The organism is Sphingomonas prati (assembly GCF_014643515.1).
Classification (GTDB): Bacteria; Pseudomonadota; Alphaproteobacteria; order Sphingomonadales; family Sphingomonadaceae; genus Sphingomonas_R; species Sphingomonas_R prati.
The window spans coordinates 356,790-383,733 of the sequence record NZ_BMJP01000003.1; the positions used below are offsets into that span (position 1 = coordinate 356,790).

Genomic DNA, 26,944 nt, shown 5'->3' on the forward strand with positions numbered 1-26,944 from the left:
TCTGCCACTGCCTCGGCTATACCTTCATATCGTACGACAATTGGCCCATCGTCTTGATGATCTGTGACATGCGCAGCGGTTTTTCATATCGTGCAACATGCGTGAAGCGGTCCGGGATGATCGACGCATCATATCCGGTCGTGAACATGAACGGGACCCCCTGCTCGGCCAGCATATCCGCCAGATCGAAGACCGGTTCGCCGCGCAGGTTCACGTCTAGAATCGCACCGTTCAACCGCGGCGTGTCGCGTAGGAAAGCGGTGCCCTGCTCCACGGTCGCCGCCGGTCCGACGACCTGTACCGACTCTGCCGCCAAGGCCGCGGACAACTCTTCCGCCAGCAAATATTCGTCTTCGACAACAAGGATCGAGCAACCCTTTAACGTGAGCTCAGTCATGCAATGCTCCGGATACGGGTATGATCATCTGGCACTTTATACCATCGGGGCCGACATCGTAACGCGTTTCTGCATCAAGTTGATACGGCAGCGCGCGTTCGATCAACTCGCGGCCTTGCCCCGTTCGTTTCGTCGCCATGCCATCCGGCGGCATGATAACGCCATGCTCTTCCCAGATGATTTCCAATCGGTCTGGAAGACCATCGATCTGCAGCGTGCGCCAGCCTATCTCCAGCCGTCCGTTCCGTTCCCGTAACGCGCCGTACTTCACGGCGTTCGTGGCCAGTTCGTGCAACGCCAGCGCCAGCATCTGGACCATGCCGGACCGCAGCGGGATCCCGCGGATCCCGCGCAAAATGACCCGCCCCTCATCTCCGCCCGCCACGCCGTGCGCGGCAAGCTCGGCGCAAATCAACTCGTCGAAAGTGACGCGGTACTGATTGTCCACGCGCGACAGCAGGCTCTGCACACGCGCCAAAGCATCCAACCGCGCGCTGAAATCCCGCTGGAACTCCTCCATCGTCGCGGACTGCCGCATTGTCTTGTCCGCAATCGAACGCGTGACGCCCATCAGATTGCGCGTCCGGTGCTGCAATTCGCCGACCAGGATTCTCTGCCTCTCCTGCAATCCGCGCAGGTCGTCAATGTCGGTCGAGGTGCCGAGCCACTCGGTGATCGTGCCGGATGCGTCCCGGATCGGCGTCGCCCGTGTCTGGAACCAGCGATAGACACCTTGCTGTTCGCAGATACGGTAATCCACTTCGAGGATTCCCCGCTCGATGGCGTGAGCCCATGCCTCGCGTGCCCGCCCGCGATCGTCCGGATGAAGCGGCTCCAGCCAGCCCCATCCGCGGCTGTCCTGCTCCGCCTGGCCCGTGAACCGGGTCCATTGCGGACTGCACCAGGTCCACTGGCCCGGGTCGCCGGCCCGCCACACAAATTGCGGCACACCTTCGATCAGCGCCCGCTGGCGGTCTTCACTCTCGCCCAGCGCCGCCTCCGCGCGGGCACGCTGAATGGCCGCCCAGGTGCGCTCGGCAGCCCCTCTGAGCAATTCCCTGTCGCCGTTGGTCCATTGACGCACGCGCGTGTCGGCGACCAGAAGCACCGCAGCCAGCCGCCCGTTCCGTAAGAGCGGGGTACCGAGCGCAGCGCGAATGCCAAGCGCACCGTAAGCCGACCTAGCCTGCGCGCTGAACTGCTCGGCGCTCGTCAGGTCCGGCATGTCGAGCATCGACTCCGAGCACATCAGATCGAGAAAGCCCTGCTCGCCCGACAGGTCATGGACGCCGACCATCGAGGGCAAACCGTCGTCGTGGAAGTCGCCAAGCACGGTCGCGTGCGTGCTGCCGTCATCGAACTCGTTGAAATAGCATCGACTGACGCCAAGCTGTCCGGCCAGTAGGCGCGCGGCCTCCGCCTGAATGGCTTGGGGATCGGCCAACGACGCGAGCGCATCACTGAGTGTCAGCTGGAAAGTCTGCCGCTCCTCGCTCTTGCGGAGGGCTTCCTCGGCACGCGCACGTTCCGTCGCCGCCCAGGTGCGCTCGGCCGTTTCTCGCGCCATCTTGACCTCGTCCGGCGTCCAGGCACGCGGAAGAATGGAATGCAGTGTCAGGCCACCGACAAAGCGCCCGTCCTTGACCAGCGTGATCCCGACATAGGCACGGACCCCGATCTCAGCAAAGCTGCGCTGCTGCGCCTCGCTGTGCGCATCGGCAATGTCGGCGACGACGACGGTGGTTTGACCCTGGCGGTGCTTCTCCACCAGGTCATCGCCAAAGGACTTAATGGAATGCCGTCCGGCCAACGAGGCTCCGCTCCGCCCCCAGTCCTTCTCGATCAGATAGTCGTCGCCGTCGGTCTCGTAATAAGCGACGCGATCGGCCTCAACCTGCTCGCCCAGGACGCGCGCGGCCTCAGCTTGTATCTGGATCGGATCGGCGAGGGGCGCGAGGGCGTCGCTCAGCTTCAGCAGAAAGGATTGTCTCTGCTCGCTCTCCCGCAGGACCGCCTCGGCGCGCCTGCGCGCGTCGATGTTGATGTTCATCCCGGCCCACTTCTCGATGTTTCCTTGCGCATCGAGCACGGGTGCCGCGCGGACATTGGTCCAGCCCCACCCACCATTCGCATCACGAAGGCGGAACTCCGCGTCGACGAGCCCGTGGGCGGCGGTCGCTTCCCGCCACTGTCGCTCGGCATAGGGCCGGTCGTCAGGGTGAATCGCGTCGAGCCAGCCGTAGCCGAGCCATTCCTGCAACGTCTGACCGGTATAAGCACGCCAGCTCGGGCTGTCGGCGATCACGACACCATTCGGATCCGTTTCCCACACCGCCTGTGCCCAGCTCCCGATCAGCAGCCTGTGCCGCGCCTCGCTTTCGCGCATGGCTGTCTGGGCCTTGAGCCGGTCCGTAGCCTCGGCCAGGGTCTGGAGAGTCCCCGCGACCGCGCCGAATTCGTCATGGATCGGGACCCAGTCGGTGTCGAATACGCGTTCCTCGACCCCATCCGGGCCGTGCAACGGGACGGGGAACGCCGTTAGCTGTGTCGCGCGGCCGGTACGCGCGCTCTCCAGCAGCCGCGCGATCACCGTGTCATGGGCATCCGGCCAACCGTCCGCCACCGGGCGTCCGAGCAGCAAGGGGTGACGGTCCCGTGCGATGGTGATGTAGGCATCATTGTACAGCTGGACGTGCTGCGGGCCCCACAAGATCGTTGCAGGGCTGGGCATCGCTAGCATGATGTCGACGGCAGTGCGCAAAACCTGCGGCCATCCCGCGATGGCCCCAAGCGGCGTCGGTGCCCAGTCGTGGGCACGGATACGCGCGGCCATCTCGCTTTCGCCGAACGGCCATTGTGTCATCGCCAAACGTTTGTCCATTTGCGCCTGACGTCACCATCCTATCGACGGCTGACGCTGGCAGAAGCTCACGCAATGACAAGCCTTTTTGTTGCCCGTAGGCGGGCCGGCGCAGCGAGAACAGGGCGCCGGCGTCCAGGCTGACGGTATCGCACGCGTGGTTCAACGATCCGCTAAACTCGCACATGGCACATAGGTCGCCGGGCTACGCACAAGGGCGGCGACAGAGGCGCGATCGACCGGGTTCAGGACCCGCAAGTCCGCGACCGCTGCCAAGGACGCAACGGCCGCGACATGCATTGATGACGTGAAATGGCGACTCATCGCTGCCATCCCGGGCGCACCAAACTCCTGGAAGGCGGCCGAAAGTCGAATCTGACGTCCTCGTGCGTACCGAACCGCCGCTACCGAGCCCGACGTCGGCACTTCGATCAATGCAAGCCGGGCGTCGCGATCGGCAGCCGCCGCCAATGTCCTCAATGACATGCCGCCCCGCGTGACGCCGTCGAGCGGCAGCGCCGCGCGTCCCTCCGGCGCTCCGATGATCGGGAAGCAGCCAATCTGCTCATACTCCGCGATGACGATCTGATCCGGGACACCGAGTGCGGCACCACCCTTCGTATCAATGAACGTGTCGTCGTCACGATTGCGAAGCGTCTTGATCGGACGCAGCCTGCCGCTTCCGCCGTGGTAGGACTTTGCAAGCTGGCCACGCATGAGGCTGGTCATGGTCACGTCCGAGCCCGTGATGCCGAACTCGCGACGGGTGCGGCTCGTATCGGCAAGCAAACCGGCAAGCGTATGACGCTGCCCTTCAAACGCTTGATAGCCTCTCGACGTGTCCCCTGCCGAGCAGCGTTCCTTGGCGCGGGTGGAGAAGGGACCGAGCAGGCACGCGATCGGCGAACCGACGAGCGTCGCGATCGGTCGCAGACTGAATTTGGCGGCAATCGCACGCGGCTGATCCAGCTCGGCGAAATGCAGCAGGCCAAGACCGATCAACGCGGCGATCAACGCGCACCGACCGAACAGGTCGAGACCGAGAACATCCTCGTCGTCGCCGCGTCGGACGGACGCGACAGCCTGTCCGGCCAGCGCGCCCTGTCCGAACGAGACGCGTTTCAACGACTCCGGCGTGGTCGCCGCTGTCCAGTCTTCCGGCCGCGGAGCCGAGGGTGCATTGAACACCATCGATCCGGTCGTTCGCGCCAGCGCCGCGATCCGTTGGGTCACCGTCGGATGAGTTGCGCCGGCCCCTTCGGTGTCGCCCGCGATCATCATCGCGTCGTCCTGGGCCCGGGCACCGGAGACCCGGTGGAGCCCGTCGACCTTCAGCAACGCCGATGCCAGCGCGGCGGGGTTCTGCGTCCAGCGGGCAGCTTCGGCATCGGCGATAAACTCGCGCGAGGACGCGATCAGCAGGCGCGATACTTGCCCCGCCTTCAGCGCCCAGCGCGCGACGATGCCGCCGACCAGCGACAGCGGCAGGATCGCCGGGATCGCCCAGGACAACATCGCATGCACCCAGGTAAAGCGCAGCCCGTTGCGCGCATGCAACTTGGTCAGCACCGACATGAAGATATTGGCTGCCGCCATCAGCCGGATGTCGCCGTGCCGGATATGCGACAGCTCGTGTGCCAGGACGCCGGCCAGTTCATGGTCGTCAAGCGCGTCAAGCAACCCGCGGGTCACTACGACGACCGCCCTCTTCCGCCCGATTCCGCAGGCAAAGGCGTTACGTGCCGGGTCTTCGATCACGCCCACAAAGGGCACGGGCAGGCCCGTCAGGATAAGGAGCGGCTCGATGACGCGGCAGAGTCGCGGCTCGTCCGCCGCATCGACGAAGTGGAACCCGATCGCCCGCTTCACCGTCTCGAGATGCCACCAGAACTGCGCGGCGAACCACAGGACCGACGCGACCAGCACGACCGGCGCGTAGCGGCGAAGATAGCCGCCCCAGCCGAAGATCGGCGCATGTTCGATGTCTGCCAGAGTGAGCGGAACGAGCAGGACGAGCGGTGCCAGCATCTGGATCGCGACAAGGAACGCGATGAACAGCCCCGTCGAGCGGCCGTCGTTGGTGCGGATCCAGCCATGAAGTCCGGTGGGAGCGGCCCGCGCGATCATTCCGGCGGACCTAAAGAGCGAGGCTTAGCGGCTCATCGACGAGCACGCGCTCGATGCCGAGATCATAGACTTGGCGGCTATGCATGCGGCGCTTGGTGGCGATGTAGCTGCCGGGGAATTGCCGCAGCGCGATGTTATACTCTTCGATCGCGAGGTTGTAGAAACGGCGTGCCGCGGTGATCCTGTCCTCGCAATCGGTCAGCTGGCTGCGCAGTTGCGCGAATTCGGGGATTGCCTTGAGTTCGGGGTAGCGCTCGCTGCTCGACAGGAGGGTGATGACCTTGCGGCTTAAGTCCCACTCGGCCTGCAGTTTTGCGTCGGGTGCGACGGCGGCAAGTGCCGTCGACCGTGCTTCTGCAACCCCGAGAACCAACGCCCGCTCATGCCCCGCGACGGCCTTCATGACGTCGACGAGGCCGGGCATGAGATTGTGCCGGTGCTTCAGGTGGACGTCGATATCGGCGAAGGCCGTCTCGCACCGCTGGTCGAGCGCGACCAGCGTGTTCGTGGTCACGGCATATGTCCGGATCAGCAAGAACAGCGCGAAGACGATCGCCGCGATCAAGGCGACGATCACCCATAGCAACGTCATCATCCCTCGTTCCCCCACGCTCGTTCGTTCGTTCGAAGAATAGCGCAGCGGGTCTTGCCGAAACGTTATGGCCAAAGAGCTTTACGGCATTTTAAGTCCGAGGACGGAGAGTAAGGCAGCACCTGAACGGAGGGATTGATGGCCGAGTCATTATTCGCGCGCGTAAGCCGTCTGTTGTCGGCCCGGGTCGAGGACAATGTCGATGCGATGGAGCGCGCGAACAGCGACGGCGTCATGCGTGAATCGATCCGCGAGGTCGATCGTACCATCGACGCGGTCCGCGCCGACCGGGAGCGCGCCATGACGCGTCGTCTCCAGGCCGCTCGGCAGCAGGAGATGATTGCCAGGAAGGTCGAGGAACTGACCGGAAAGGCACGCTTCGCGATTGAGAATGGCCGCGACGATCTCGCCGAGGCGGCACTCGCGCGTCAGGTCGATCTCGAAGGGCAGAGTACGGGCCTGACAGACGTGCAGTCGGTGGCCCGCGAGGAAGAAGCAAAGCTTGAGGAAAGCCTCGCCGCACTTCGGGCGCGCAAGACGCAGATGCAGGAAGCATTGGCCGCTTTCGATATCGCGCGCAGCGACGCATCGATGGGCGGCGATGGCGGTTTCGCGCAAGCCTGCAAGATCGAGCGCAACGTGGAACAGGCCGAAGCCGCCTTCGACCGCGCAATGGCTGGTGCGGGCGGGGTCGGCTTCGCGCGCGGCAACGCCAAGGCACTGAACGGTGTCGCCGAACTGGACACGCTGCAAAAGAGCGCAACCGTATCGGCGCGACTAGCGGCGCTCAAGCAGGCCGCCACCCAGGCGACCTGAGGTGATCCGTAAACCCGACGACACGGAGTTCCGTGAGCGCGACGTTGTTGCGGGGCTCCGCGATGCGCGCACGCTCACCGTCAAGGGGGTCCGAGGCATCGGTCGGGGCGCCGGCAGTCTGCTGAAATGGTGGCTGATCGTCATGTTCGGGTTCAGTTTCGTCATGTCGGTGCTGAGCCAGATCGAAGCGGCCGGCATCCTGGTGCTCATGGCCGGCGGCGTCGCGTGGTTCTGCTACGCTTGGCGAAAGCGCGCCCGCCGTCACGTCGATCTGCCGTCGTCACCCCATATGCGAACACCGCGCGCCGCGGGCGAGACGGGCGCGTTGTCCACCGGTCGCTACGATCTGTCGGTGGCCGAAGTCGGCCGCCGGGTCGCAAGGCTCGCGCTGTTCGCCGTGCTGCTGTTCCTTATGGCTTCGACCGTCTCTGCCATGGCGCCGCTCTGGCTCCTCGGCATTGTCGTGTTCGCGCTGGCGATCCTGACTGTCGCGCGGTTGTTCGGCGACCGGACCATGCTGCGTTTCGACGATCGGACCCTGACCGTTCGCGGATTGCTTGGCGAAGCCACGATGCGGTGGGACGACGTCGGCGACATGGTGATCCGCAAGGCATCGTTCCTGAGCCTGCCGACGCTCTTCTCGAGCGGCACGAGGCGTAACATCCAGGTGACCGCCCGGATCAACAGATTGGGCGGGCCGGAACGGCTCCTGATACCCTATCCCTTGCTGGGCATCGGCGAGGACGGCCTTGTGGAGCTGTACGAGACTTTGACGACGGTTCTGGCCGGTGGCTCGCCGCCCGCGGTCGTCTCCGGCACGGCCGACGTTGCTCCGACCGCTCCGAACGCGCGCGGGGACGACACGGCTTCCACGCCATTCGATCCGGACGGCAGCATCTCACGCTACTTGGCTGGACGCGACCAGGCTACGCTTATTCCCCGACAGGAGGTGACGAGTACCAGTCGGCCGATGTTCGGGCGCAAAACCATCCGGCACTGATCGCAGATCAACCGCTTTCCGGAAGTGGACGCGTATTGATCATGGTCGGGCGACGGATCAAACACGCATCGCCGCGACGAATGCGCGGAAAGCGGCCGTGGGTTGGCGGCGGCTGGGATAATAAAGATGGTTCGGGGGCAGGACAGGTGCCCAGCCGGCCAGCACCTCGACCAGCGAGCCTTCCGCTAATTGCAGCGCGGCGTGCGGTAGCGGCAGACAGGTCACGCCCAGCCCCGCCAGCGCGGCGTCGCGCATCACGTCGATATCGTTGGTGATGAAGTCGCCGCGGACCGACCGCTCGGTCGTCCGGCCATCCCGCTCGAAGGCCCAACGGTGGACGACGCCGGACGACGTGTACCGGTAACATAGACAACGATGCGCGCCGAGGTCGTCGGGATCGACCGGTGCGACACGCCCGGCAAGATAGGCCGGCGCCGCGACGAACACGAGCGGGACCGGCGCGCTGATCCGTACCGATATCATGTCCGCCTGCAACGTCTGCGCATGCCGTATCCCGCAGTCGAAGCGATCGGCGACGATATCGACGAACCCGTCATCCACGACCAGCTCGACGGCAATATCAGGAAAGGCGCGCGCGAAGTCGGCAAGCCGCGGCAGGATGGCATAGATCGCCGCCACCCGGTGCGCGCTGACCCGGATGCGACCCGCCGGTCGATCGCGCGCGCCGTCCAGATCCTCCAGCGCGCCCGCGACCGAGGCGATCGCCGGGCGCAACCTTAGCAACAGTTCCTCCCCCGCGGGTGTCGGCGCCAGCGACCGCGTCGTCCGGTCGAGCAGCCGAACGCCCAGCTTGGTCTCCAGCGACCGCATCGCATGGCTGAGCGCAGACGCCGACAGCCCGAGCCGCGTCGCCGCCCGCGCAAAGCTTCCGGCCTCGACGATCGCCTCGAACACCGCCAGGCCGGACCACAGATCACGATCCACTGCTGAACATCCTTCAGTGACCCATGCGCCGCAGACCGTCTAATCCCGGTGCCGCTTCGCGTCCATCTGAAGGGTGACACAACGCAGGATCCGACCATGAACCTCGACACCTACCGCCCGCTCGGCCGCTCCGGCCTGCTCGTCAGCCCACTGGCGCTCGGCACAATGACCTTCGGCACACCGCGCTGGGGCCTGGACGAGGCCGGCAGCCGCGCCGTGTTCGATCGCTACACCGACCTCGGCGGTAATTTCGTCGACACCGCCGACGTCTATGCCGGCGGCCGATCGGAGGAGATGGTCGGCGCGTTCGTCGCCGCGCAATCGTCGCGCGACCGGATCGTCATCGCGACCAAGTCCGGCTTCGCCACCGGCCGCGGCTATCATGCCGGCGGCCACGGCGCGCGCCACGTCCTGGCCTCCGTCGATGCATCGCTTCGCCGGCTCCGCACGGACTTCATCGACCTCCATTGGGTGCATGTCTGGGACGGCGTCACGCCGGCCGAGGAACTGTTGCGGACCATGACCAGCCTCGTCGCATCGGGCAAGATCCGCTACTGGGGCCTCTCCAACAGCCCCGCCTGGTATGTCGCCGAACTCGCTACGCTGGCGCGGGTCCGCGGCGATCCGGCGCCGATCGGCCTGCAATATTTCTACTCGCTGGTGGAGCGCGGGGTGGAGGCCGAACATCTACCGCTCGCCCGGTCGGCGGGCATGGGCCTCGTCCCCTGGAGCCCGCTCGCCTACGGCCTGCTGACCGGCAAGTACGACCGCGCGACCGTCGAGGCGGGGCCCAAGCGCGCGGGCGGCGTCCCTAACCAGGCCGGACAGGCCGACGCGGCGCGGCCCGCCGACGACAAGCGTCTGGACGGCGACAACCCGTTCGGCGACACGCTATTTACCGACCGCAACTGGCAGATCCTCGATGTGTTGAACGGCGTTGCCGCGGCGATCGACGAGACACCGGCGCGCGTGGCGCTGGCCTGGGTCGTCGGGCGGCCGGGCGTCGCATCGACCCTGATGGGGGTAAGCCGGCCGGAGCAGGTCACCGACAACGTCGCTGCGCTTGGTCTAGAACTTCCGCCGGAACACCGTGCCGCGCTCGACGCGGTCAGTGGTGACAATCTACCGTTCCTTTACGGCCTGTTCGAACAGGCCGCACGCAACCAGATCGTCTTCGGCGGCGGCGATGTTCGGACCTGAGACGCGTCGGGCTCCTGCCCGGAAAGCGGAACCGAATGGTCGTCGTCCGGCCTTCTGCGTTGCAGACCTCCCCAATCTCAGTCCATCTCCAGGACTGCAAGTGGCGGTTCGTGAAAGCGGCCTTCGGGCAACATGGTACTGCCGTCATTATTCCAGCTGGTTGGCAACGACATCACGGGGCGGCACGTTCGTTCCTCATGCCAGCAGATCCAGATCAAACCGCGACCATCATTACCAGCCGGGCGATCCGCGTCGGTCATGAGGAGGACTTTGAACGGTGGGTCTCTGAGCTGAACCGCCTCGCACGAACCGCGCCCGGCTATCGGGCCGCGATTCGACTTGGTCAAACTGCCGGGTTCCAGCATCTGCTGTTCCGTTTTGACGATCAGGACGCGGCCGAGGCATGGCAGGCCGACAAGACCATCCGCGCTCATGTCGCCGTTGCCGACGGCTATTCTACTGCGCTTCGGCAAATGAGCAAAGGCGATGGGGTCGCTTTCGAGTTGCCCAGCGATGCGAGCGCAAGCAAATGGAAACGCTTTGTGACGACATGGCTGACGGTTTTTCCGGTCCTGCTTGTGATCAGCCTGGCGGTCCGCACAGTGTTGAAGGATGCGCCGCTCCCGCTCCAGCTTCTACCGTCGTCGTTGATACTTACAGCGACGTTGCAATGGATCATCCTGCCGCGCCTGCAACGATACACCCGCTTCTGGTTGCTGCAGGACGGGTCTGGGCGACTACAGACCTGATTAGCAGGAGATAGGACTAAGAAAATCCGGCCCGATCTACCTTCCAATTTCCATCGATAAGCTTTTCAACGGTCGGCTTAAATCAAAGGTCGGCATTCATCCTCTCCTCATAATGATCGCGACGCGTCAACCCCTCAGTCTTGCCATAGTATCGGGTAGCGGCGGGTCGCCTCCGAACAGACCGGGCGGATCGAGCCGGCCGTCTGGCACCGAATTTAGGTGCAACCGCCCGACTGTAACGCGATAGTTCGGAGGATGCACCGCCCCCGGATCACGACCCGTCAGCTCAGTTACCTGGCGGCCCTTGCCGAAACGGCAAGCTTCACCCGCGCGGCCGAACGCCTGGGCATATCGCAGCCGTCGCTATCGCAGCAGATCCGCAGCCTGGAACTGGTCATCGGGGCGCCGCTGGTCGAGCGGAGCGGCCCGGCCATCCTGACCCCGCTGGGTCGCGAGGCGTTGAAGGGGGCGAAGCGGATCCTGCTCGACCTGACGGAGCTGGAGGCGATCCGCGCGGCATCCGAGGACGCGCTGGTCGGCACGATCCGGCTCGGCGTGTCGCCGACGCTGGGCGCGTATCTGTTGCCAAGCCTCGTCGCCCGACTGCACCGCGAACATCCGACGTTGCGCGTGCATATCCGCGAGGGATTGCCGGCCCTGCTGACGAGCGGGCTCGCCGCCGGCGACCATGACCTGATCCTGCTGCAGTTGCCGGTCGTCGGCCGTGCGTTTCACACCGAACGGCTGTTCCGCGACGCGCTCTGGCTGGCGATGGCGACCGATCATCCGCTGTGCGCGAAATCGGCGATCGCGGCGAGCGACCTGCAGGGCCAGAACCTGCTGACGCTGGTGCCGGAGTATCGGCTCGCGGAACAGGTCGCGGCGATCGCGGTCGATGTCGGGGCGAACATGCTGAACGATTACGAAGGCACGAGCCTGGACGCCATCCGCCAGATGGCCGGCATGGGAATGGGCCTCGCACTGCTGCCCGAACTCTACGTCCGGCAGGAGGTGCGCGACGGCGACGACGTGGTCGTGCGGCCGATCAAGGGTGGGCGTTATTACCGCGAGATCGGCCTGTTGTGGCGGATCGGCGCGGGTCGGGCACCCGCCTACCAGCTGATCGCGGACATGCTGCGCGCCGTGGCGCCATAGGATAATCCTATCAGGAGAATAGTCCGCACTATATTGTGTCAATGACGTGGATCGTCGATTGATGGCATCGTTGCAATGATGGTGGATGGCGCAAGTGGCAGGCGAACGGCTCGGATGGCGTGAGGCAATCGGCTGGCTCGGCCAGATCGTCGGCCCCGACATGCCCTACATACGCCTCGCGGCGGTGTACGGCGTCGCGATCAGCCTCCTGTCGCTGGCGACCCCGATCTCGGTCCAGCTGCTGATCAACAATGTCGCCAACACCGCGCTGCCGGCGCCGCTCTGGACGCTGGCCGGGCTGCTGCTCCTGCTGCTGCTGTTCGTCGCCGGGCTCAGCGCGATGCGGTTCTGGATCATGGCGTTGTTCGAGCGGCACGTCTTCGCGCGGGTCGTGTCCGAAGTGACGACGCGCGCGATCCACGCGCAGAACCCGTTCTTTGCCGATCAGAGCCGCGGCGATCTGTTCAACCGCTATTTCGACCTCGTCGTCGTGCAGAAGGCAGTGCCGAGCCTGATCATCGGCGGGTTCACGATCCTGTTGCAGTCTGCGGTCGGGCTGGTCGTCACCAGTTTCTACCATCCGTTCTTCCTGGCGTTCAACGCGCTCCTGGTGGTGCTCGTCCTGGCGATCTGGCTGATCTGGTCGCGCGGGTCGATCCGGTCGGCGGTCGCGCTCAGCCACGCCAAGCACGACGCCGCGCGGTGGCTGGAGAGCGTCGGCGCGTCGAACGGCTTCTACAAATCGAGCCGTCATCTCGATTTCGCGATGGACCGGTCCGAGGCCGTGACGGCGACCTATGTCGATCGGCACCGGCGCTATTTCCGCTACACCTTCGCGCAGACCGTCGCCTTCCTGCTGCTCTACGCCTTTGCCAGTGCCGCGCTGCTGGCGCTGGGCGGAAGCCTCATCCTGCGCGGGGAACTGTCGATCGGGCAACTGGTCGCTGCAGAACTGATCCTGAGCGGCGTGTTCTACGGCATCTCGCAACTCGGCTGGTATCTCGACACGCTGTACGACCTCGTCGCGAGTGCCGAGGAGCTGTCGTTGCTGTTCGCGGTGCCGCAGGAGCCGCCGGTCGCCCGCGCGGGCCAAGCCCCCGTCGACGGGGCCGTCCAGCTGTCCGGGGTCGAGGTCGAGCAGGCGCGTTTCGACTTCACGCTGGCGGCCGGCGAGCAGCTCGTCACGCTGTCCGACGGGGGTGCCGAGCGGCTGCTCGCGATGGTGCTGAAGCGCCACATCATTCCGGAGCGCGGGCTCGTCACGGTCGGCAATGCCGACATGGCGACGTTCGACAGCTACCGCCTGCGGTCCGAGATCATGGTGCTCGACCGCCCGAGCATCGTCGAGGTCACGATCCGCGAATATCTGACGCTGGCCGACAACGGTTCGATGCCCGGAACGGTGCTGGACGCCCTCACCACGGTCGGCCTGCGCAACACCATCGCGCGGCTGCCGCTCGGGCTTGATACGCCGCTGGCCGCATCGGGTTTCCCGCTGTCGATCGCGGAGGTGATCGCGTTGAAGCTGGCGAAGGCGCTGCTGGTCCGTCCCCGCGTGCTCATGCTGTCGCAACTGTTCGATCTGGTTCCGGCCGATCGGCTCGCCAACGTGCTGCGCCAGTTGAAGGCCGCCCAGACCACCACCCTGCTGTGCACCGGCCGGCCTGAGGACATCAGCCTCGACGGCTGGTTCCAGCTCGACCTGCGCCAGCAACGACGGTTCGACACGCGCGAGGCGTTGATCGCTGCCATGCGGAAGGAGGCGAACGATGCCGTCACTGTCTGATCGCCCCGTGCATTTCACCACCCTGGCGGCGATGCGGCCGCCCCGCGTCGCGACCGCGCTGGCTTGGATGCTGCTGATCGGCGTTTCGACCGCGGGCGCGATCATGGCGCTGGTCCCCTGGGTGCAGACCGCGAGCGGCACCGGCCAGGTCGTCGCGCTCGACCCCGACGATCGGCAGCAGCAGGTCACCGCGTTCGTGCCCGGCCGGGTCGAGCGCTGGTATGTCCATGACGGCCAGCACGTCGCCAAAGGCGATCCGATCGCGCGCGTTGTCGATCTCGACCCCGACCTGTTGTCCCGCCTTCGGGCCGAACGCGCGCAGGTCGAGGCGGAGATCGCCGCCGTGCAGCAGAGCCGGGCCGTCGCGGGGATCGACGTGTCGCGCACCGCACAGCTGTTCGCCGAAGGGCTGGCCGCACGGCGCGATTACGAGCAGACCCAGATCAAGGTCGCGGATGCGGGTGCCAAACTCGCCGAGGCGCGGGCGAAGCTCAACCGGATCGACATCCAGCTCAACCGCCAGTCCGCTCAGATGGTCCGCGCACCCCGCGACGGTCGTGTTCAGCAACTGAACGCGGCGACCGGCGGCGCGATGGTTTCGCCGGGCACGGTATTGGCCGTCATCGCGCCCGAGCGCGTCGAACGCGCGGTCGAGCTGTTCATCGACGGACGCGACGTGCCGCTGCTGCGCGCCGGCCGACCGGTCCGGCTGGAATTCGAAGGCTGGCCGGCGATCCAGTTCAGCGGCTGGCCGTCGGTCGCGCAAGGCATGTTCGACGGCCGTGTCCGCACGATCGATCCCAATGCCGCGACCGACGGGCTATTCCGCATCCTGGTGGAACCGCAACCGGGGAAACCGGCCTGGCCCGCCCGCGAATTCGCTCGCCCCGGCGGCAAGGTGCGCGGGTGGGTTCAGGGCGAGACGGTGCTGGTCGGCTACGAACTGTGGCGACAGCTCAACGATTTCCCGCTGGAGTTCGGGCGCCGCCCGGCCGCACCCGTGAACGGGGATGCCAAGGCTGCGGCACCGAAGGCGACTGAAGACGAGGGAGCGAAGAAATGATCCGCCTCCTGCTCGGTTCGCTCGTCGCGCTGTCCCCGCTCGCCGTCGCCGCGCAGCGACCCCCGCGCGTGCCGGTCGTGCGTTCGCCCGAGGTGAGCCCCCTTACGCTGGACGAGGTGCTGCGCTCCTCCGCCCGGTCCGCGCCGCAGATCGTCGAGGCTCTGGCGCGCGTCCGGCAGGCGGAAGGTCGTTCGCTCTCGGCGGACGGGGCGTTCGACACGGTGTTCGATGTCGACAGCAAGTCGCGGGTCGCGGGCTATTATGACGGCACCGTGATCGAAGGGCGCGCGACCCGCCCGCTGACCGGCAACGGCGGCTACGTCTACGGCAATTACCGCGCATCGCGTGGCACGTTCCCGGTCTACGAAGACCAGGCCTATACCAACCGCGCGGGCGAGGCGAAGGTCGGTGCCTTGTTCGCGCTGCTCCGCGACCGGGTCATCGACGAACGCCGCACGCGCCGGACGCTGGCCGGCGCCGATATCGACGTCGCCAAGTTCGAAGGCGAGATGGTCGCAATCGGTGTGCAGCGGCGCGCGGTCGACGCCTATCAGGCCTGGGTCGCGGCGGGATTGCGGCTGCGTGCCTACCGCGAACTGCTGGACCTTGCCGAGCGTCGCCGCGGCGCCATCGGCCGGCTGGTCGCGCTCGGTGCCCGGCCCGAAATCCTGCTGACCGAGAACGACCAGAATCTCGTTCGACGTCGCGCGCTGGTCGTCCGGGCGGAGCAGGATCTCGCGACCGCCGCCAATACGCTGTCGCTTTACCTGCGCGATGGCGATGGCGCACCGCTCCTCGTCTCGGCCGACCGGCTTCCGCCCGACGCGACGCCGCTTGCGGGTCTCCCGACCGCCTCGCCGATCGCGGCGGCCATCTCGCGGCCCGACTACCGCGCGATCCTGACGCGGATCGACCAGTCGACCGCGCGGCTCATGCTCGCCGAAAACGAACTGTCGCCACGGCTCGACCTGCGCGGCGACGTCGGCAAGGACATCGGCGCCGTCGGCCTGGGCGGCCCGACGCGCACACCGCTCGAGGCCACGATCGGGTTCCGCTTCAGCGTGCCGTTGCAGAACCGCGCCGCCAAGGGCCGCGTCGCCGAAGCGCGTGCCGAGATCGACGCCCTGAACCAGCGCAGCCGCTTCCTGCGCGACCAGATTGCCGTGGAGGTCGACGGGATCGTCATCGCGGTCGATGCGAGCGAGCGGCTGGCCACGATCGCGGACGAGGAACGCCGCCTGGCCGACCGCCTCGCTGCGGCGGAACGGCGACGCTTCGAACTCGGATCCGGCGACTTCTTCCTGGTCAATCAACGCGAAGAGACCGCAACCGACGCCCGTGTCCGGCTGATCGACGCGCAGGCCCGGATCGCCTCCGCCCGCGCCGAACTCGCCGCCGCGACCGCCGATCGTGCGTCGTTGCGGCTGGAAAGGTAAAATCAGGAGAGTACGCTTGGTTCCGGTGAACAGCTTCACACACCGGCAGTCCTTAATATCTGATGCCCCATAAGTGTCGGGCACATTCTGGAACGCGCTAAACGTGGTTCGCCCGGACCCTACGAAGTTCTGCCGATCACTGGCAGCGACACTGCTATCTCGTCCATTGACGTTTTTACCGAGGCGGGGCTGATGGGCGTGTGAGCATCGGTCCCATGTCCCTTTTCCTCGGCCTGTTCGAGGCGCAGATGCTGGTCCTGGCAACTGCCATCATCGTTGGCCGCCGGGGGCCGGCGCAACATTATCTCGGTTCGCTGCTGATCGTCTTGTGCGGGATGCTGACGCCATTCGCCATCGGCTATGCCGGCTTTTACGATCGCTGGCCCTGGCTTTCGTTCGCGCCGTTCGCCGTGCCGCTGGCGATGGGCCCGCTCCTTTACGCCCATCTGAACGCACTGGTCTTCGATCGGTCGATCTCACGCTGGCACGCCGCCTTGCCCGTCGGCCAGTTCGCCTACCAGGCGGTCGCTTTCTGCCTTCCGCTGGGCCTCCGCTGGGAGTTCGACCGGGAGGTCCAGCGCCCATGGCTCGATCCGATCTTGGCGATCCTGCTGCTCGCCTCGATGGTCGGCTATGCCGCGGCGGGCTTGCGCGCGTTGCGGCGGCATGAGGCATGGCTGTCGGCGCGCCGGGCGGACCTTGCAGCGGCGCGGCGGGTGCGTGCGGTGCTGGTCGGCTATGCCGCCATCGTGCTGGTGCGGACAGGATATCTGGCGGCCGATGCGCTGATCGCGCCGCTGTCCTACTTTGACATGTTCGGCTTCTATGTCGTGCTGGCGCTCATCGGCAATTACCTAGCGATCGAAGGCTGGCGTCAAGCCGACGCCCGACCGAACCCGATCGTGGAGCCTGTCGAACGTGACTGGTCGCCGATCGCCACCGACTGGCTGCGCCGGATCAAGGAGCATGGCTGGTGGCGCGATCCGGAGCTCGATCTGGCAGGGCTGGCACGCCGGCTCGGCACCAACACGGCCTATCTTTCGCGGGGGCTGAACGAGGGCCTCGGGCTTGGGTTCGCCGAGGCCATCAACGGACTCCGCGTCGAGCATGTCGCCGCTCGTCTGCGGGACGGGACCGATGCCGATATCCTGACGCTCGCGCTCGATGCCGGTTTCGGATCGAAGGCGACGTTCAACCGCGTCTTCAAGGGCCGGTTCGGCGTCACCCCGTCCGCCTTTCGCCGCGTCTCAAACGACAAAAACATCGCTGCCCCCCCGGATATGCAGCGCACCGACTGACGCCCGGAGGCATCCGGTTCGGCGGACATCCGCCCGGAGCACATCCATGGCCCAACTCGATCGCCGCCAAATCCTGACGGGAGCGTCCGGAGCTGTCGCCGCAGCCCTTCTTCCCGCCCCCGCCCCGGCAGCCGGGGACCTACTGTCACCAGCGGCGATGCGCAAAGACATCGGCATCCTGTGCGATGCCTATGCCACCCTGCATCCCGGCCTCTATCGCTCAATGTCACCGGCGGGTTTCCGTCAGGAATGTCGGCGTCTCGATCGGTTCGTCGGCACCCCCCGCAGTTTGGGCGACTTCTACCTCGCTCTGGCGGCATTTACCGCAACGATCCGGTGCGGCCACAGCTTCCCCAACCCCGCCAACCAAACCCCGGCCGTGGCGGCCACGTTGTTCGGCAGGCCCGATCGCCTGCCGTTCGCCTTCACCTGGCTCGACCGCCACATGATCGTCACCGCCGATCTGGGCAGCGGGCACAATCTGACGCCCGGAAGTGAAATCGTCGCGATCGGCCGAGTCGCCGTACGGGTGATACTGGCGAAAATGCTTCCATACGCGCGCACGGACGGTGGGAACGAAGCGCGGAAGGTCGCCGATCTTGGCATAGCCGGGGGCGCCAACTGGCCGGCCTTCGACGTCCTGCGCTCGCTGCTCTTTCCGTCGTCCGGGCAATCGGCTCGTATCGCCGTTCGCACCGCCGGCGGCGTCGCGACGGTCGCATGTCTCTTGATGACCGCATCAGCGCGCGACGCAGCCTTGCGCCCTCCATCGAAAGCATCCCCCTATGGCTGGACGTTCCATCTGCGCGGCAATGTCGGCGTCCTAACCATGCCGACATGGGCGGTGTTCCGTGACGAATGGGATTGGCGCGGCTTCATCGACGCGAGCCTGGACACGGCGGTCGACCGGAAGCTGTCGGGCCTCGTCATCGACATCCGCGACAATGGCGGCGGCCTAGACTGCGGCGCGGCGATCATCGCCCGCCTGATCGATACTCCCTTGGCGACCGACGGCTATTCCCGCCATGTGCGCTACCGAAAGATCCCCGATCGGCTGTCTCCCTACCTCAAGACCTGGGATCGCGGCTTCCGGGATTGGGGGGCCTCCGCTGTCGGCCCCGACGCAGCGGGCTTCTACGCGCTCACGCGCCCCGGCGATGCGTCCGACACGGATATTATTCGACCGGCTGGACGCCGGTTCGCGGGCAAGGTCGCCGTGCTGGTCGGGCCGAAAAATGCGTCGGCCACCTTCGGATTTTCAGGCGTCATGCAAAGGCACCGATTGGGCACGCTGATCGGCGAGCCAACCGGCGGCAATCGGCGCGGCATCAATGGCGGTGCGTTCTTCTTCGTCAATCTGCCGGCATCGGGGATCGAGGTCGATCTTCCGTTAATCGCCTACTGGCCCGACGCCCCACAACCGGATGCCGGGGTGGCGCCGGATTACAGAGTTCCGGCACGTGCTGTCGATGTGCAAGCCGGACAGGACCGCCAACTTGCGCGGGCCATCCTTATTGTGTCGGCCTGATCGCCAGACAGATACGGCACCCGATTGAACAATTGCAATGCGCTTGAACAAGCAGCCTTTCGAGACGCCAACGTCGGCAGGTCAAAATGTTGGACCTACTTGACGGCTTTTAAATCAGCTCACCAGCGGCCCGCAATGACTCTGAATAATAATTGAACGGAAGAATCATAGTAGTTACGTATTGATATACCATAAAAGGGGCGCTGCGCGTTAAATTGATAAGACATCATCTGCCTTGAGCTCATCTGCCTCCCGACGTCGCAAATCTACCCCTCGATCGTGCTCGATAACATGCCTATAAGCCGGGGGCGCGCAGCATCTCGGCGACCTTCATCGACAGCGCTTCGAGCGTGAACGGCTTGGTGAGCAGTTCCATGCCGGGCTCCAGATGGCCGTTGCCGACAGCGGCGTTCTCCGCGAACCCGGTGATGAATAGGACCTTCAGGCCGGGCCGCAAGGCACGGGCCGCATCTGCGACCTGCCGGCCGTTGATCCCGTTCGGCAAGCCGACGTCGGTGATGAGCAGTTCGATCTTGGCACCGGACTGGAGCACCTTGATCCCTGCCGCACCGTCGGCCGCGCCGATGACGGTATAGCCCAGGTCGTCCAGGACCTCGTCGATCAGGTGGCGGATCGTTGCTTCGTCATCGACGACAAGCACCGTCTGCGCGTTGCCGCTGCCGGCAGGGCCACGTGCCCTTTCTTCCTGCTGTTCGAGCGCATCGCCGTGATGACGTGGCAGGTAGACGCAGACGGTCGTCCCCTGCCCTATCTCGGAATAGATGCGCACCTGCCCACCCGATTGTCGTGCGAAGCCGTAGATCATCGAGAGCCCGAGCCCCGTGCCCTGACCGATCGGTTTCGTCGTATAGAAGGGTTCGAAAGCACGCTGGACAACCTCGGGCGTCATGCCGGTCCCCGTATCCGTCACGCAGATCGAGATATACTGCCCCGGCGTCAGGCCGCGTTCCCGACCCGTGTGATCGTCGATCCACTTGTTCGCGGTCTCGATCGTCAGCCTGCCGCCGTCCGGCATCGCATCCCGTCCGTTGATGCAGAGGTTGAGGACGGCATTCTCAAGCTGCGGCCCGTCGATATCGGCCGTCCAAAGGCCGACCGCGCCGACGATTTCGATCGTCGTCGTTGCACCGACGGTTCGGTGAAGCATTTCTTCCAGGCCGACGATCAATCTGTTGACGTCGGTCGGCTTCGGATCAAGCGTCTGGCGACGCGAGAATGCCAGCAGCCGCTGCGTCAGGGAAGCGGCACGGCGGCCCGCCCCCTGAGCTGCATTGATGAACCGGTCGAGGTCGTCGAGCCTACCCCGCGCGACGCGGAGCTGCAGCAGTTCCAGATTGCCCATCATGCCGGTCAGCAGATTGTTGAAGTCATGCGCTAGCCCGCCGGTCAGCTGGCCGACGGCTTCCATCTTCTGCGCCTGGCGCAGCTGGTCCTCGGTCTGGCGCAGGGCGATCGCCTGCTCCCGTTCGGCCGTGATGTCGCGACCCGTCGCATAGGTCATGTCGCCCGCCGGCGCCGCGACCCAAGATAGCCACCGTGTCGATCCATCCTTGTGCCGATAGCGATTGACGATCGTCGGACGCCCCCCGTGCGCGGCCAGTTCATAGGCATCGACCGTCTCGTCATGGTCTTCGGGCACAACGAAATCGTTGACATGGCGCCCGACAAGCTCCTCCGGATCGTAACCCAGCATCGTCGTCCACGCCGGATTGACGCGTCTGAACACCCCGCCGAAATCGATGACGAGCATGAGGTCGGGCGACGTCTGCCAGATCCGATCGCGCTCGGCCGTGCGCTCTGTGACCTCCTCTTCCAGTGTCTCGTTCAGCCGTCGCAGTGCCTCCTCCGCCTGCTTGCGGCCGCTGATATCAATCGACGATCCGACCAGCCCGATCACCCGGCCGTCCTTGTCGCGGAACGGCGACTTGGTCGAAAGCCAGGTGGCGCCGGTACCGTCCGGCAGGGTGACGGATTCTTCCACGACTTGCGTGCTGTTGTCGGCCATGACGCGGGCGTCGTTCGCCATGACGGTCGCCGCTTCGGCAGGATCGTCGAGAAATTCCCGGTCGGTTCGGCCGATGATCTCGCTCAGGGCTTTGCCGACGAGTTCCGACGTCCCGCGGTTGGCGGCGATGATCCGGCCGCGACAGTCCTTGGCATAGACCACGCCCGGCACGGCATCCATCACGGCCGCAAGCAGCGTGTTTGCGTCCCGGACCGCGTCCTCGGCCGCCCGCCGGTCCGCGATGTCGATCACTGAGCCGATATAGCCTAGATACTCTCCCCCCGAACCGAACCGCGGCGCCGCGGCAGCGATTGCCCAACAGTGGACACCGTCCGCACGACGTAAACGATATTCGAGCCGGAACGGTTCGTGCCGAGCGTTGGCGTCGAGAAAAGCGCGAGCTGCCATGGCCTTGTCGTCGGGATGCACGACATCGAGCCAGCCCATGCCGTCCGCTTCCTCGACCGTCTGGCTCGTGAACTCGTACCAACGCCGGTTGAGATAGGTGCAGTTGCCCTCCTGATCGGTGACCCACATCATGACGGGCGCATGATCCGCCATGTTGCGGAAGCGCGCCTCGCTGTCGACAAGGTCGATCCGCGCGAGCCTGAGCTGCTCCTCGTTCGCCAAAGCCACCTGATGCCGACGATCTCGCTCGTGGATCGCACGGCGCAGATCCAGCTGCGCCATGACCTGCCGCGCTAGGACACGCAGCGTATCCTGTTGCAGGATCGTCCATTCGCGCGGCCGGTAGTCCAGGACGCAAAGCGTGCCGATCGGCAGGCCGTCGTCTGTCTTCAGCAGTGCCCCTGCGTAGGATCGGATATGCGGCTCCCCGGTCACCAAGGGATTGCGCACGAACCGGGCATCCCGCGTCGTGTCCGGAACGAGCAGGAAATCATCCTCCAGCAGCGCCTTGGCACAGAACGAACTTTCCAGCGGCGTTTCACGCACGCCGAGGCCGACCTCCGCCTTAAAGAACTGACGCCCCTCTCCGATCAGATTGATGACTGCGATCGGTGCGTCGCACAGCCGCGCCGTCAGCCCTGCCAGTTCGTCGAAGGATTGCTCCCGCGGGGTATCCAGCACCGCGTAGCGCGCCAGAGCGGCAAGTCGATCCGCTTCGCGCTCGTTCATTCCGATACCGTTCCGTTGCCTCTACCCGAAAAGCATATTGCGGCCTTTTCAGCGAGGCTATCGGTTTCGTTTGCAAGCGGATATTATTCTATATCCCTTTGCAATTCGTGTCGACGAGCGCGGACATCCGCGGGCCGTGATCGGTCGTCGTGCCCTAACGACGAGCAGACGGAGCATTCGAAGTCAGGCTTGATCTCTCGGCCTTGGCGAGGTCGGCCGGCAGCATGCCGATGACTTTGTCGAGCGCAGGTTGGATCAATTCACGCGTAACAGTTGCCCGCGTTCCCGCGCCATCACGCTTGTGCTCCCATGACGGAGATCGCACGATTTCTATCTTCGATCGCTTCACGAAGCCTGGACATTCCCGCAGCGCTCCTGCCTGTCCGTCGGCAACATCGTCCGCCTGCCCGGTGCAACGCTACGCGGACAGCGTCCAACTCGCACTTCGCGTCGATGGGCATGCCGAAGCCGCTGACATATTCTTCATCAAAGTCTTAGCCCGTCGCGGTCCGTCTGATCTGCACGCGACGGCAAAGGATACCCGACCGCGGACGCTCTCCCATGACCGCATTTCGTATCCCATGTTACAGGCGGGCCTTGCCCTCGCTATCAGTGCCTCGGCAAGATCACCCTCTGCTAGAGAGCTTATAATTCGTCGAAGAGAGGAGCATCTGGAGCAAACGGCGTACAGTCCAGCTTGCCGAACAGGAAACGGCGCAGGCGGTCGAATACCAGCGATCTCAATCTCGTCGTTCATGAGCATGTGAACTTCTAGGTTCGCCGCAGCCGAACGGGCCCGGGTCGCCTCTTGATCAACGCCGAAGTGTCGCCGCGTTGCATACCACTAGGCTGCTCACTTTCGGCCGTTCATTCATATTGATTGCAGGGTGGAGTCGGGCACTGGATCACGGCCAACATGCCGTTGGCTTTCCCGAAAACGATCGTTCAATGGGAAAGCGTCGGCTTTCCCAAAACTCGTATTGCTCCCTAAACCGGAAAAAGACTGACGATGTGCGCGGTGTCAAAACCGTTCGGTTGTGACACCTGATGGGTCCTCCTTTCACCGAGCGCCACATCCCGCTTTTACCGTGCGGTAAAAGCCTTGAAGGCAGGGAGCAGCGTCTGGCCAGCCCAATCGCGCAGCGTGGTCGGCGTGGTCGTTTCGCGCGTGCGCTGCTCAATGTCGTAGGCATGGAGCGCGTCCTTGGTAAGGAGGCGAGCGAATGCGCTGGCAAAGCCTTCCGGCAGCCCGACCCGCGTCATGTTGTCGATCAGCACCTGGTCGGGAACCTGGATATAGCGGATCGGCGTCGCCAGTACGTCGGTGAGGACGCTCGCCATCTCATCGAATGAGACATGGGCGGGACCGTGGACGGCGACGTGACCTTGACCCTTCCACGAGCGATCGACGATCAAATCGACAGCCTTATGGGCAACATCGGCAACACACACCATCGGCAGCGGGACGTCGCCAGGACCATTGAAAAACACCGCACCCGGAGCGGCAAGCGTAGGCAACGCTTCGAGGAGATTTTCCATGAAGAAGGCCGATCGCAGGTGCCGCACGGTCGCGCCCGAGGCATTGAGCGTATCTTCGACCGCAGCGAATGCTGCGACAATGCCATGATCGTCATAGCCATGCCGTCCCGCGGAGGCCGCGACTACACGCGCAGGCGACCCTTGGAGAGCAGTCGCGGCGGCGCTGGCGAACCGCTGATGATATTCGTGCGCATCGTCCCAGCGATTGCCTTCGCTGCTCTGCGGGATGCACCAGAAGATGGCATCGGCACCCTCGAATCCGCGCTTGAGCGTATCCGCGTCATCGAGCGAACCGGTGATCACCTCGCATCGCTCGTGAACCGAGGGAGCCAGCTTGTAGGGACTGTGAGAAACGGCGCGGACCTGTTCGCGGCGTTCGAGCAACCGTTCGAGGACGATCGAGCCGACGCGACCGTTGGGCGTGGTGACGGTAATCATGAGAGCCCTTTCGTGGGAGTGAGAGGTTTGTCGGCGACAAGCAGCCACATGAGCGAGAGCGCCACGCCGAATGCGGGCTTGGATTGCACGACCGTCAGGCCGGCGTCGGCGAATGCCGCCGCGTAGGCGTGGGTCGGCACATAGTCGCCGATCACGACCCGCCCGCCTGGTTTCAGGACACGAGCGATCTCGCGACAGGCGCGCGCACGATCGACCTTGTCCTCGATATTGTGGATGCAAAGCAACGACACGGCTCGATCAAAGCTCGCATCGGGGAACGTCAGCTCTCGCGCGTCGCCGGTCAGGACTTCGACGCGATCGGCAACGCCTTCCACGGCCACGTTCCGCATGGTGGTCGCGGCGGCATTGTTGGAGAGGTCTTTCGAGGCCCATAGATCGATGCCGACGACCTTGCCGCGCGGCGTCCGCTTCGCCGAACCGACCAGTAGCAGCCCAGCGCCAGTGCCGATGTCGAGAACGGTTTCACTGCCGCGCAAGTTGGCAAGGTCTAGGATGCGCTCGCGTGTGCGAGACTTGCCGACGAAGGCGTAGATGACCATCAGCAGTCCAAAGAACAGCGGCACCGCGCCGAGGACCGCGATCGCGATACCGGCGTAGCTCCATGCGCCGGATGCGAGTGCGATGATCATGCAACCGATCAGGACACCCGCCCCGCCCCCGAGCGACAGGCCGAGCATGATGCCAGGGGCATCGAAACCATAATGGGCGCGCGCGGCAGGCGTGGTTTGCTGCGTCATTCCCGCTATCCTGGGTTGTGACGAATCATGGACGGTTCCGTATAGTATTTGAGCGCGGGCTGGATGGTCAAGACGTAGGCAGGTGTCGAGGGTAATGACGATCAAGCGCGGACCAGGGCGGCCGAAGGACGAGGCCAAGGGTAGCGCAATCCTCGACGCGGGGTGGGCGCTGTTCCTCGAGCGTGGTGTCGGCGCGGTATCGATCGAGGCAATCGCGGCGCGCGCGAACGTGTCGAAGATGACGGTCTATAAACACTTCACCGACAAGCACGCGCTGTTCGAGGAAGCGGTGTTGCGCGAGATGCGCGCGATCGAAGCAATGCAGATCGACGAAGCGGTTGGTGCGGCCGATGACCTTGAGGGCACGCTTCACATGTTCGGCGTCGGGATCATGTCATACCTCGCCACGGGGCCGGCAATTGATTTCTACAATGTGCTGGCGGGCGAACTGCGACGCCACCCCGACGTCGCGCAGACCTTCTACCGCATAGGTCCCGCACGGACCATCGAGCGATTGTCGGCGATCCTTATGGGCGCGGGCGATCGGCTCGCGATCGACGACCCGTCGAGGGCAGCCGAGGCGCTGTTCGGCCTGTGGCAGGGGGCCAGCAACTTGCAGCTATCGCTTGGGATCGACACCGGGACTGCCGAGGCCGCTATCGCCGAGCGGGTCGACTACGGCATCGCGGTGTTCATGCGCGCATTCGCGCGGACCGCACCGTGATACCGACCGAGCGGTTGAGCAGGAGACGAGCCTCGACGAGGTTCGCCAGGGGCTTTCTGCCAACCATGCGCGCGACGAAGGCGTATGGCTTATCAGGTTCAAAAAGAACGTGCCAAGCAAGTTCATCGACGGCTCGACTTGCTCGACGAGCTAACTTTGTTACGGATGGATCGACGGCATCGCCCGCAAACTCGACGACGAGCGCACCATGCAGCTCATTTTTCAATGCCAATGGTATTACGTCACCGCGCGCCCGGCAGACCGACAAGTATAACGGCGGTGTCTGGAACCCTCAACCCTGTTAGGCAGCATCACGTTCGGCGAGGGGATCATCAACAACCAAATTTACATCGGTCGTCGCATCTTAAACCGCCGGACCTCGGTTGAGGTGTCGAACGCCACGCGCGGCTTTACGCGTTAGCCCCGCGTCAACCCGGAAGCCGAGTGGATCTTCCGCGATACGCCTGAATTGCGTATCATCAATCAGTTAGTCTGGGATCAGGTAAAGACGCGACAGTCCGCGGCCCGTGCGGCACGCGACGCTCATTTCGAGATTAGTTCCAATCCGCTGGCAGGAGCCAAGCGGCTGTCCCGTCTTCTTTTCCGGTTTGGTCGAATGTATAGTCTGTGGTGCACCGTTCCTTGCAACAGGTGGTGGACGCTGGCGCTGTAAGAGCCACCGTAACGGCTCGTGTGCGACCAGTTCGATCACTACCCAAGAGCTTGAAAAATCGCGCACTCGCCGGCGTGCGTGACGGGCTGCTAACGCCGGACCTGATCAACCGCTTCGCCGTAGAATTACAACGCGAACTTGAGGTCGCGCATAACTCTAGCAACATCGATCGCTCGCGAATGAAAGCTTCTCTCGCTGAGGCGCAGGCCAGAATGACGAAGCTCGTTCGTCGTATCGAGGACGACAACGACATGCCGCGTTTGCTAGTTCAGCGTCTAAAGGCGCTCGAACAGAATAAGGATACGTTGGCAGCTGCGCTCACGATGACACCTGAATCGATAACGTTCCGCCTGCCAGCTAACTACGAATCGCTTTACCGATTAGCCATCACCGACCCCAACCATCATCTTGCGTCAGCTGGTGACGTCGCTGGACGTGAGGCCATTCGTGTGCCGGTCCGGAAGGTTGTGGTTCACGCCGGCGACGCACGCGGCGGGAAGCGTCGCCCAATGCAGCTCCACGGTGACCTGTACACGATGTTGGAGTTCGCGGCGTCGACCCAATCCAAAACGGACAAACGAAAACTCCCTCAAGCCGGACGGCCTGAGGGAGTTGTGAGATCGTTGGTTGCGGGGACAGGATTTGAACCTGTGACCTTCAGGTTATGAGCCTGACGAGCTACCGGGCTGCTCCACCC

Annotated in this window: 21 protein-coding genes; 13 read left to right on the forward strand and 8 right to left on the reverse strand. The window is 64.7% G+C overall.

Features of this window, described 5'->3' with window-relative positions; translation table 11 throughout:
• Positions 1-16: 16 nt before the first annotated feature.
• From IEX50_RS12100 to IEX50_RS12115, 4 genes are all read right to left on the reverse strand, one after another.
• Complete coding sequence (locus IEX50_RS12100; RefSeq protein WP_157176148.1) at positions 17-397, reverse strand: response regulator; 381 nt, start codon at positions 395-397, stop codon at positions 17-19.
• Positions 390-3,278, reverse strand: a complete 2,889-nt coding sequence (locus tag IEX50_RS12105; protein WP_157176149.1) for a PAS domain-containing protein — start codon at positions 3,276-3,278, stop codon at positions 390-392. The genes IEX50_RS12100 and IEX50_RS12105 overlap by 8 nt, the downstream gene beginning before the upstream one ends.
• Before the next feature lie 141 nt (positions 3,279-3,419).
• Positions 3,420-5,183, reverse strand: coding sequence for a M48 family metalloprotease (locus tag IEX50_RS12110; protein WP_157176150.1), 1,764 nt, complete (start codon positions 5,181-5,183; stop codon positions 3,420-3,422).
• A gap of 211 nt (positions 5,184-5,394) precedes the next feature.
• Positions 5,395-5,976, reverse strand: a complete 582-nt coding sequence (locus IEX50_RS12115) for a LemA family protein (protein WP_229673954.1) — start codon at positions 5,974-5,976, stop codon at positions 5,395-5,397.
• Between the two features lie 138 nt (positions 5,977-6,114).
• Between IEX50_RS12115 and IEX50_RS12120 the strand changes: the two genes are divergently transcribed.
• Positions 6,115-6,792: a PspA/IM30 family protein gene (locus IEX50_RS12120; RefSeq protein WP_157176152.1), complete on the forward strand. Its 678-nt coding sequence runs from the start codon at positions 6,115-6,117 to the stop codon at positions 6,790-6,792.
• Positions 6,793-6,934: 142 nt separating this feature from the next.
• Positions 6,935-7,792 carry a hypothetical protein gene (locus IEX50_RS12125; protein WP_157176153.1) on the forward strand — a complete coding sequence of 286 codons (858 nt, stop codon included), beginning with the start codon at positions 6,935-6,937 and terminating at the stop codon, positions 7,790-7,792.
• Positions 7,793-7,849: 57 nt separating this feature from the next.
• On the opposite strand, the gene IEX50_RS12130 is transcribed toward IEX50_RS12125, so the two are convergent.
• Entirely contained in the window at positions 7,850-8,737 is an 888-nt protein-coding gene (locus tag IEX50_RS12130) for a LysR family transcriptional regulator (RefSeq protein ID WP_157176154.1), read from the reverse strand.
• Positions 8,738-8,833: 96 nt separating this feature from the next.
• Between IEX50_RS12130 and IEX50_RS12135 the strand changes: the two genes are divergently transcribed.
• From IEX50_RS12135 to IEX50_RS12170, 8 genes are all read left to right on the forward strand, one after another.
• On the forward strand, positions 8,834-9,937 hold the full coding sequence (locus IEX50_RS12135; RefSeq protein ID WP_157176155.1) for an aldo/keto reductase: 1,104 nt from the start codon (positions 8,834-8,836) through the stop codon (positions 9,935-9,937).
• Positions 9,938-10,047: 110 nt separating this feature from the next.
• Positions 10,048-10,686 (forward strand): putative antibiotic biosynthesis monooxygenase, encoded by a 639-nt coding sequence (locus tag IEX50_RS12140; protein WP_157176156.1) that lies wholly within the window; start codon positions 10,048-10,050, stop codon positions 10,684-10,686.
• A 255-nt stretch (positions 10,687-10,941) separates the two neighbouring features.
• Positions 10,942-11,841 carry a hydrogen peroxide-inducible genes activator gene (locus IEX50_RS12145; protein ID WP_157176157.1) on the forward strand — a complete coding sequence of 300 codons (900 nt, stop codon included), beginning with the start codon at positions 10,942-10,944 and terminating at the stop codon, positions 11,839-11,841.
• A 94-nt stretch (positions 11,842-11,935) separates the two neighbouring features.
• Positions 11,936-13,627: an ABC transporter transmembrane domain-containing protein gene (locus IEX50_RS12150; RefSeq protein WP_184075246.1), complete on the forward strand. Its 1,692-nt coding sequence runs from the start codon at positions 11,936-11,938 to the stop codon at positions 13,625-13,627.
• Positions 13,611-14,690 (forward strand): efflux RND transporter periplasmic adaptor subunit, encoded by a 1,080-nt coding sequence (locus IEX50_RS12155; RefSeq protein WP_157176159.1) that lies wholly within the window; start codon positions 13,611-13,613, stop codon positions 14,688-14,690. The genes IEX50_RS12150 and IEX50_RS12155 overlap by 17 nt, the downstream gene beginning before the upstream one ends.
• Positions 14,687-16,126, forward strand: coding sequence for a TolC family protein (locus IEX50_RS12160; protein WP_157176160.1), 1,440 nt, complete (start codon positions 14,687-14,689; stop codon positions 16,124-16,126). Before IEX50_RS12155 ends, IEX50_RS12160 begins: the two co-directional genes overlap by 4 nt.
• Positions 16,127-16,341: 215 nt before the next feature.
• A complete protein-coding gene (locus IEX50_RS12165) occupies positions 16,342-17,424 on the forward strand; it encodes an AraC family transcriptional regulator (RefSeq protein WP_157176161.1) in 1,083 nt (360 codons plus the stop codon).
• A 157-nt stretch (positions 17,425-17,581) separates the two neighbouring features.
• Positions 17,582-18,952, forward strand: a complete 1,371-nt coding sequence (locus IEX50_RS12170) for a S41 family peptidase (RefSeq protein ID WP_157176162.1) — start codon at positions 17,582-17,584, stop codon at positions 18,950-18,952.
• A 295-nt stretch (positions 18,953-19,247) separates the two neighbouring features.
• On the opposite strand, the gene IEX50_RS12175 is transcribed toward IEX50_RS12170, so the two are convergent.
• The 3 genes from IEX50_RS12175 to IEX50_RS12185 all read right to left on the reverse strand — a co-directional run bounded on the left by IEX50_RS12175 (position 19,248) and on the right by IEX50_RS12185 (position 24,850).
• Positions 19,248-22,115 (reverse strand): PAS domain S-box protein, encoded by a 2,868-nt coding sequence (locus IEX50_RS12175; RefSeq protein WP_184075206.1) that lies wholly within the window; start codon positions 22,113-22,115, stop codon positions 19,248-19,250.
• Positions 22,116-23,198: 1,083 nt separating this feature from the next.
• Positions 23,199-24,092, reverse strand: a complete 894-nt coding sequence (locus tag IEX50_RS12180) for an NmrA family NAD(P)-binding protein (RefSeq protein WP_157176163.1) — start codon at positions 24,090-24,092, stop codon at positions 23,199-23,201.
• Positions 24,089-24,850, reverse strand: a complete 762-nt coding sequence (locus IEX50_RS12185; protein WP_157176164.1) for a class I SAM-dependent methyltransferase — start codon at positions 24,848-24,850, stop codon at positions 24,089-24,091. Before IEX50_RS12185 ends, IEX50_RS12180 begins: the two co-directional genes overlap by 4 nt.
• A gap of 94 nt (positions 24,851-24,944) precedes the next feature.
• Here IEX50_RS12185 and IEX50_RS17740 point away from each other — a divergent pair, with 94 nt between their 5' ends.
• The 3 genes from IEX50_RS17740 (at position 24,945) to IEX50_RS12200 (ending at position 26,915) form a co-directional block, all read left to right on the forward strand.
• Positions 24,945-25,574, forward strand: a complete 630-nt coding sequence (locus tag IEX50_RS17740) for a TetR/AcrR family transcriptional regulator (protein WP_157176165.1) — start codon at positions 24,945-24,947, stop codon at positions 25,572-25,574.
• Positions 25,575-26,101: 527 nt separating this feature from the next.
• Positions 26,102-26,329: a recombinase zinc beta ribbon domain-containing protein gene (locus IEX50_RS17800; RefSeq protein ID WP_157176166.1), complete on the forward strand. Its 228-nt coding sequence runs from the start codon at positions 26,102-26,104 to the stop codon at positions 26,327-26,329.
• Positions 26,322-26,915, forward strand: a complete 594-nt coding sequence (locus IEX50_RS12200; RefSeq protein ID WP_188699477.1) for a hypothetical protein — start codon at positions 26,322-26,324, stop codon at positions 26,913-26,915. The genes IEX50_RS17800 and IEX50_RS12200 overlap by 8 nt, the downstream gene beginning before the upstream one ends.
• Positions 26,916-26,944: the final 29 nt, after the last annotated feature.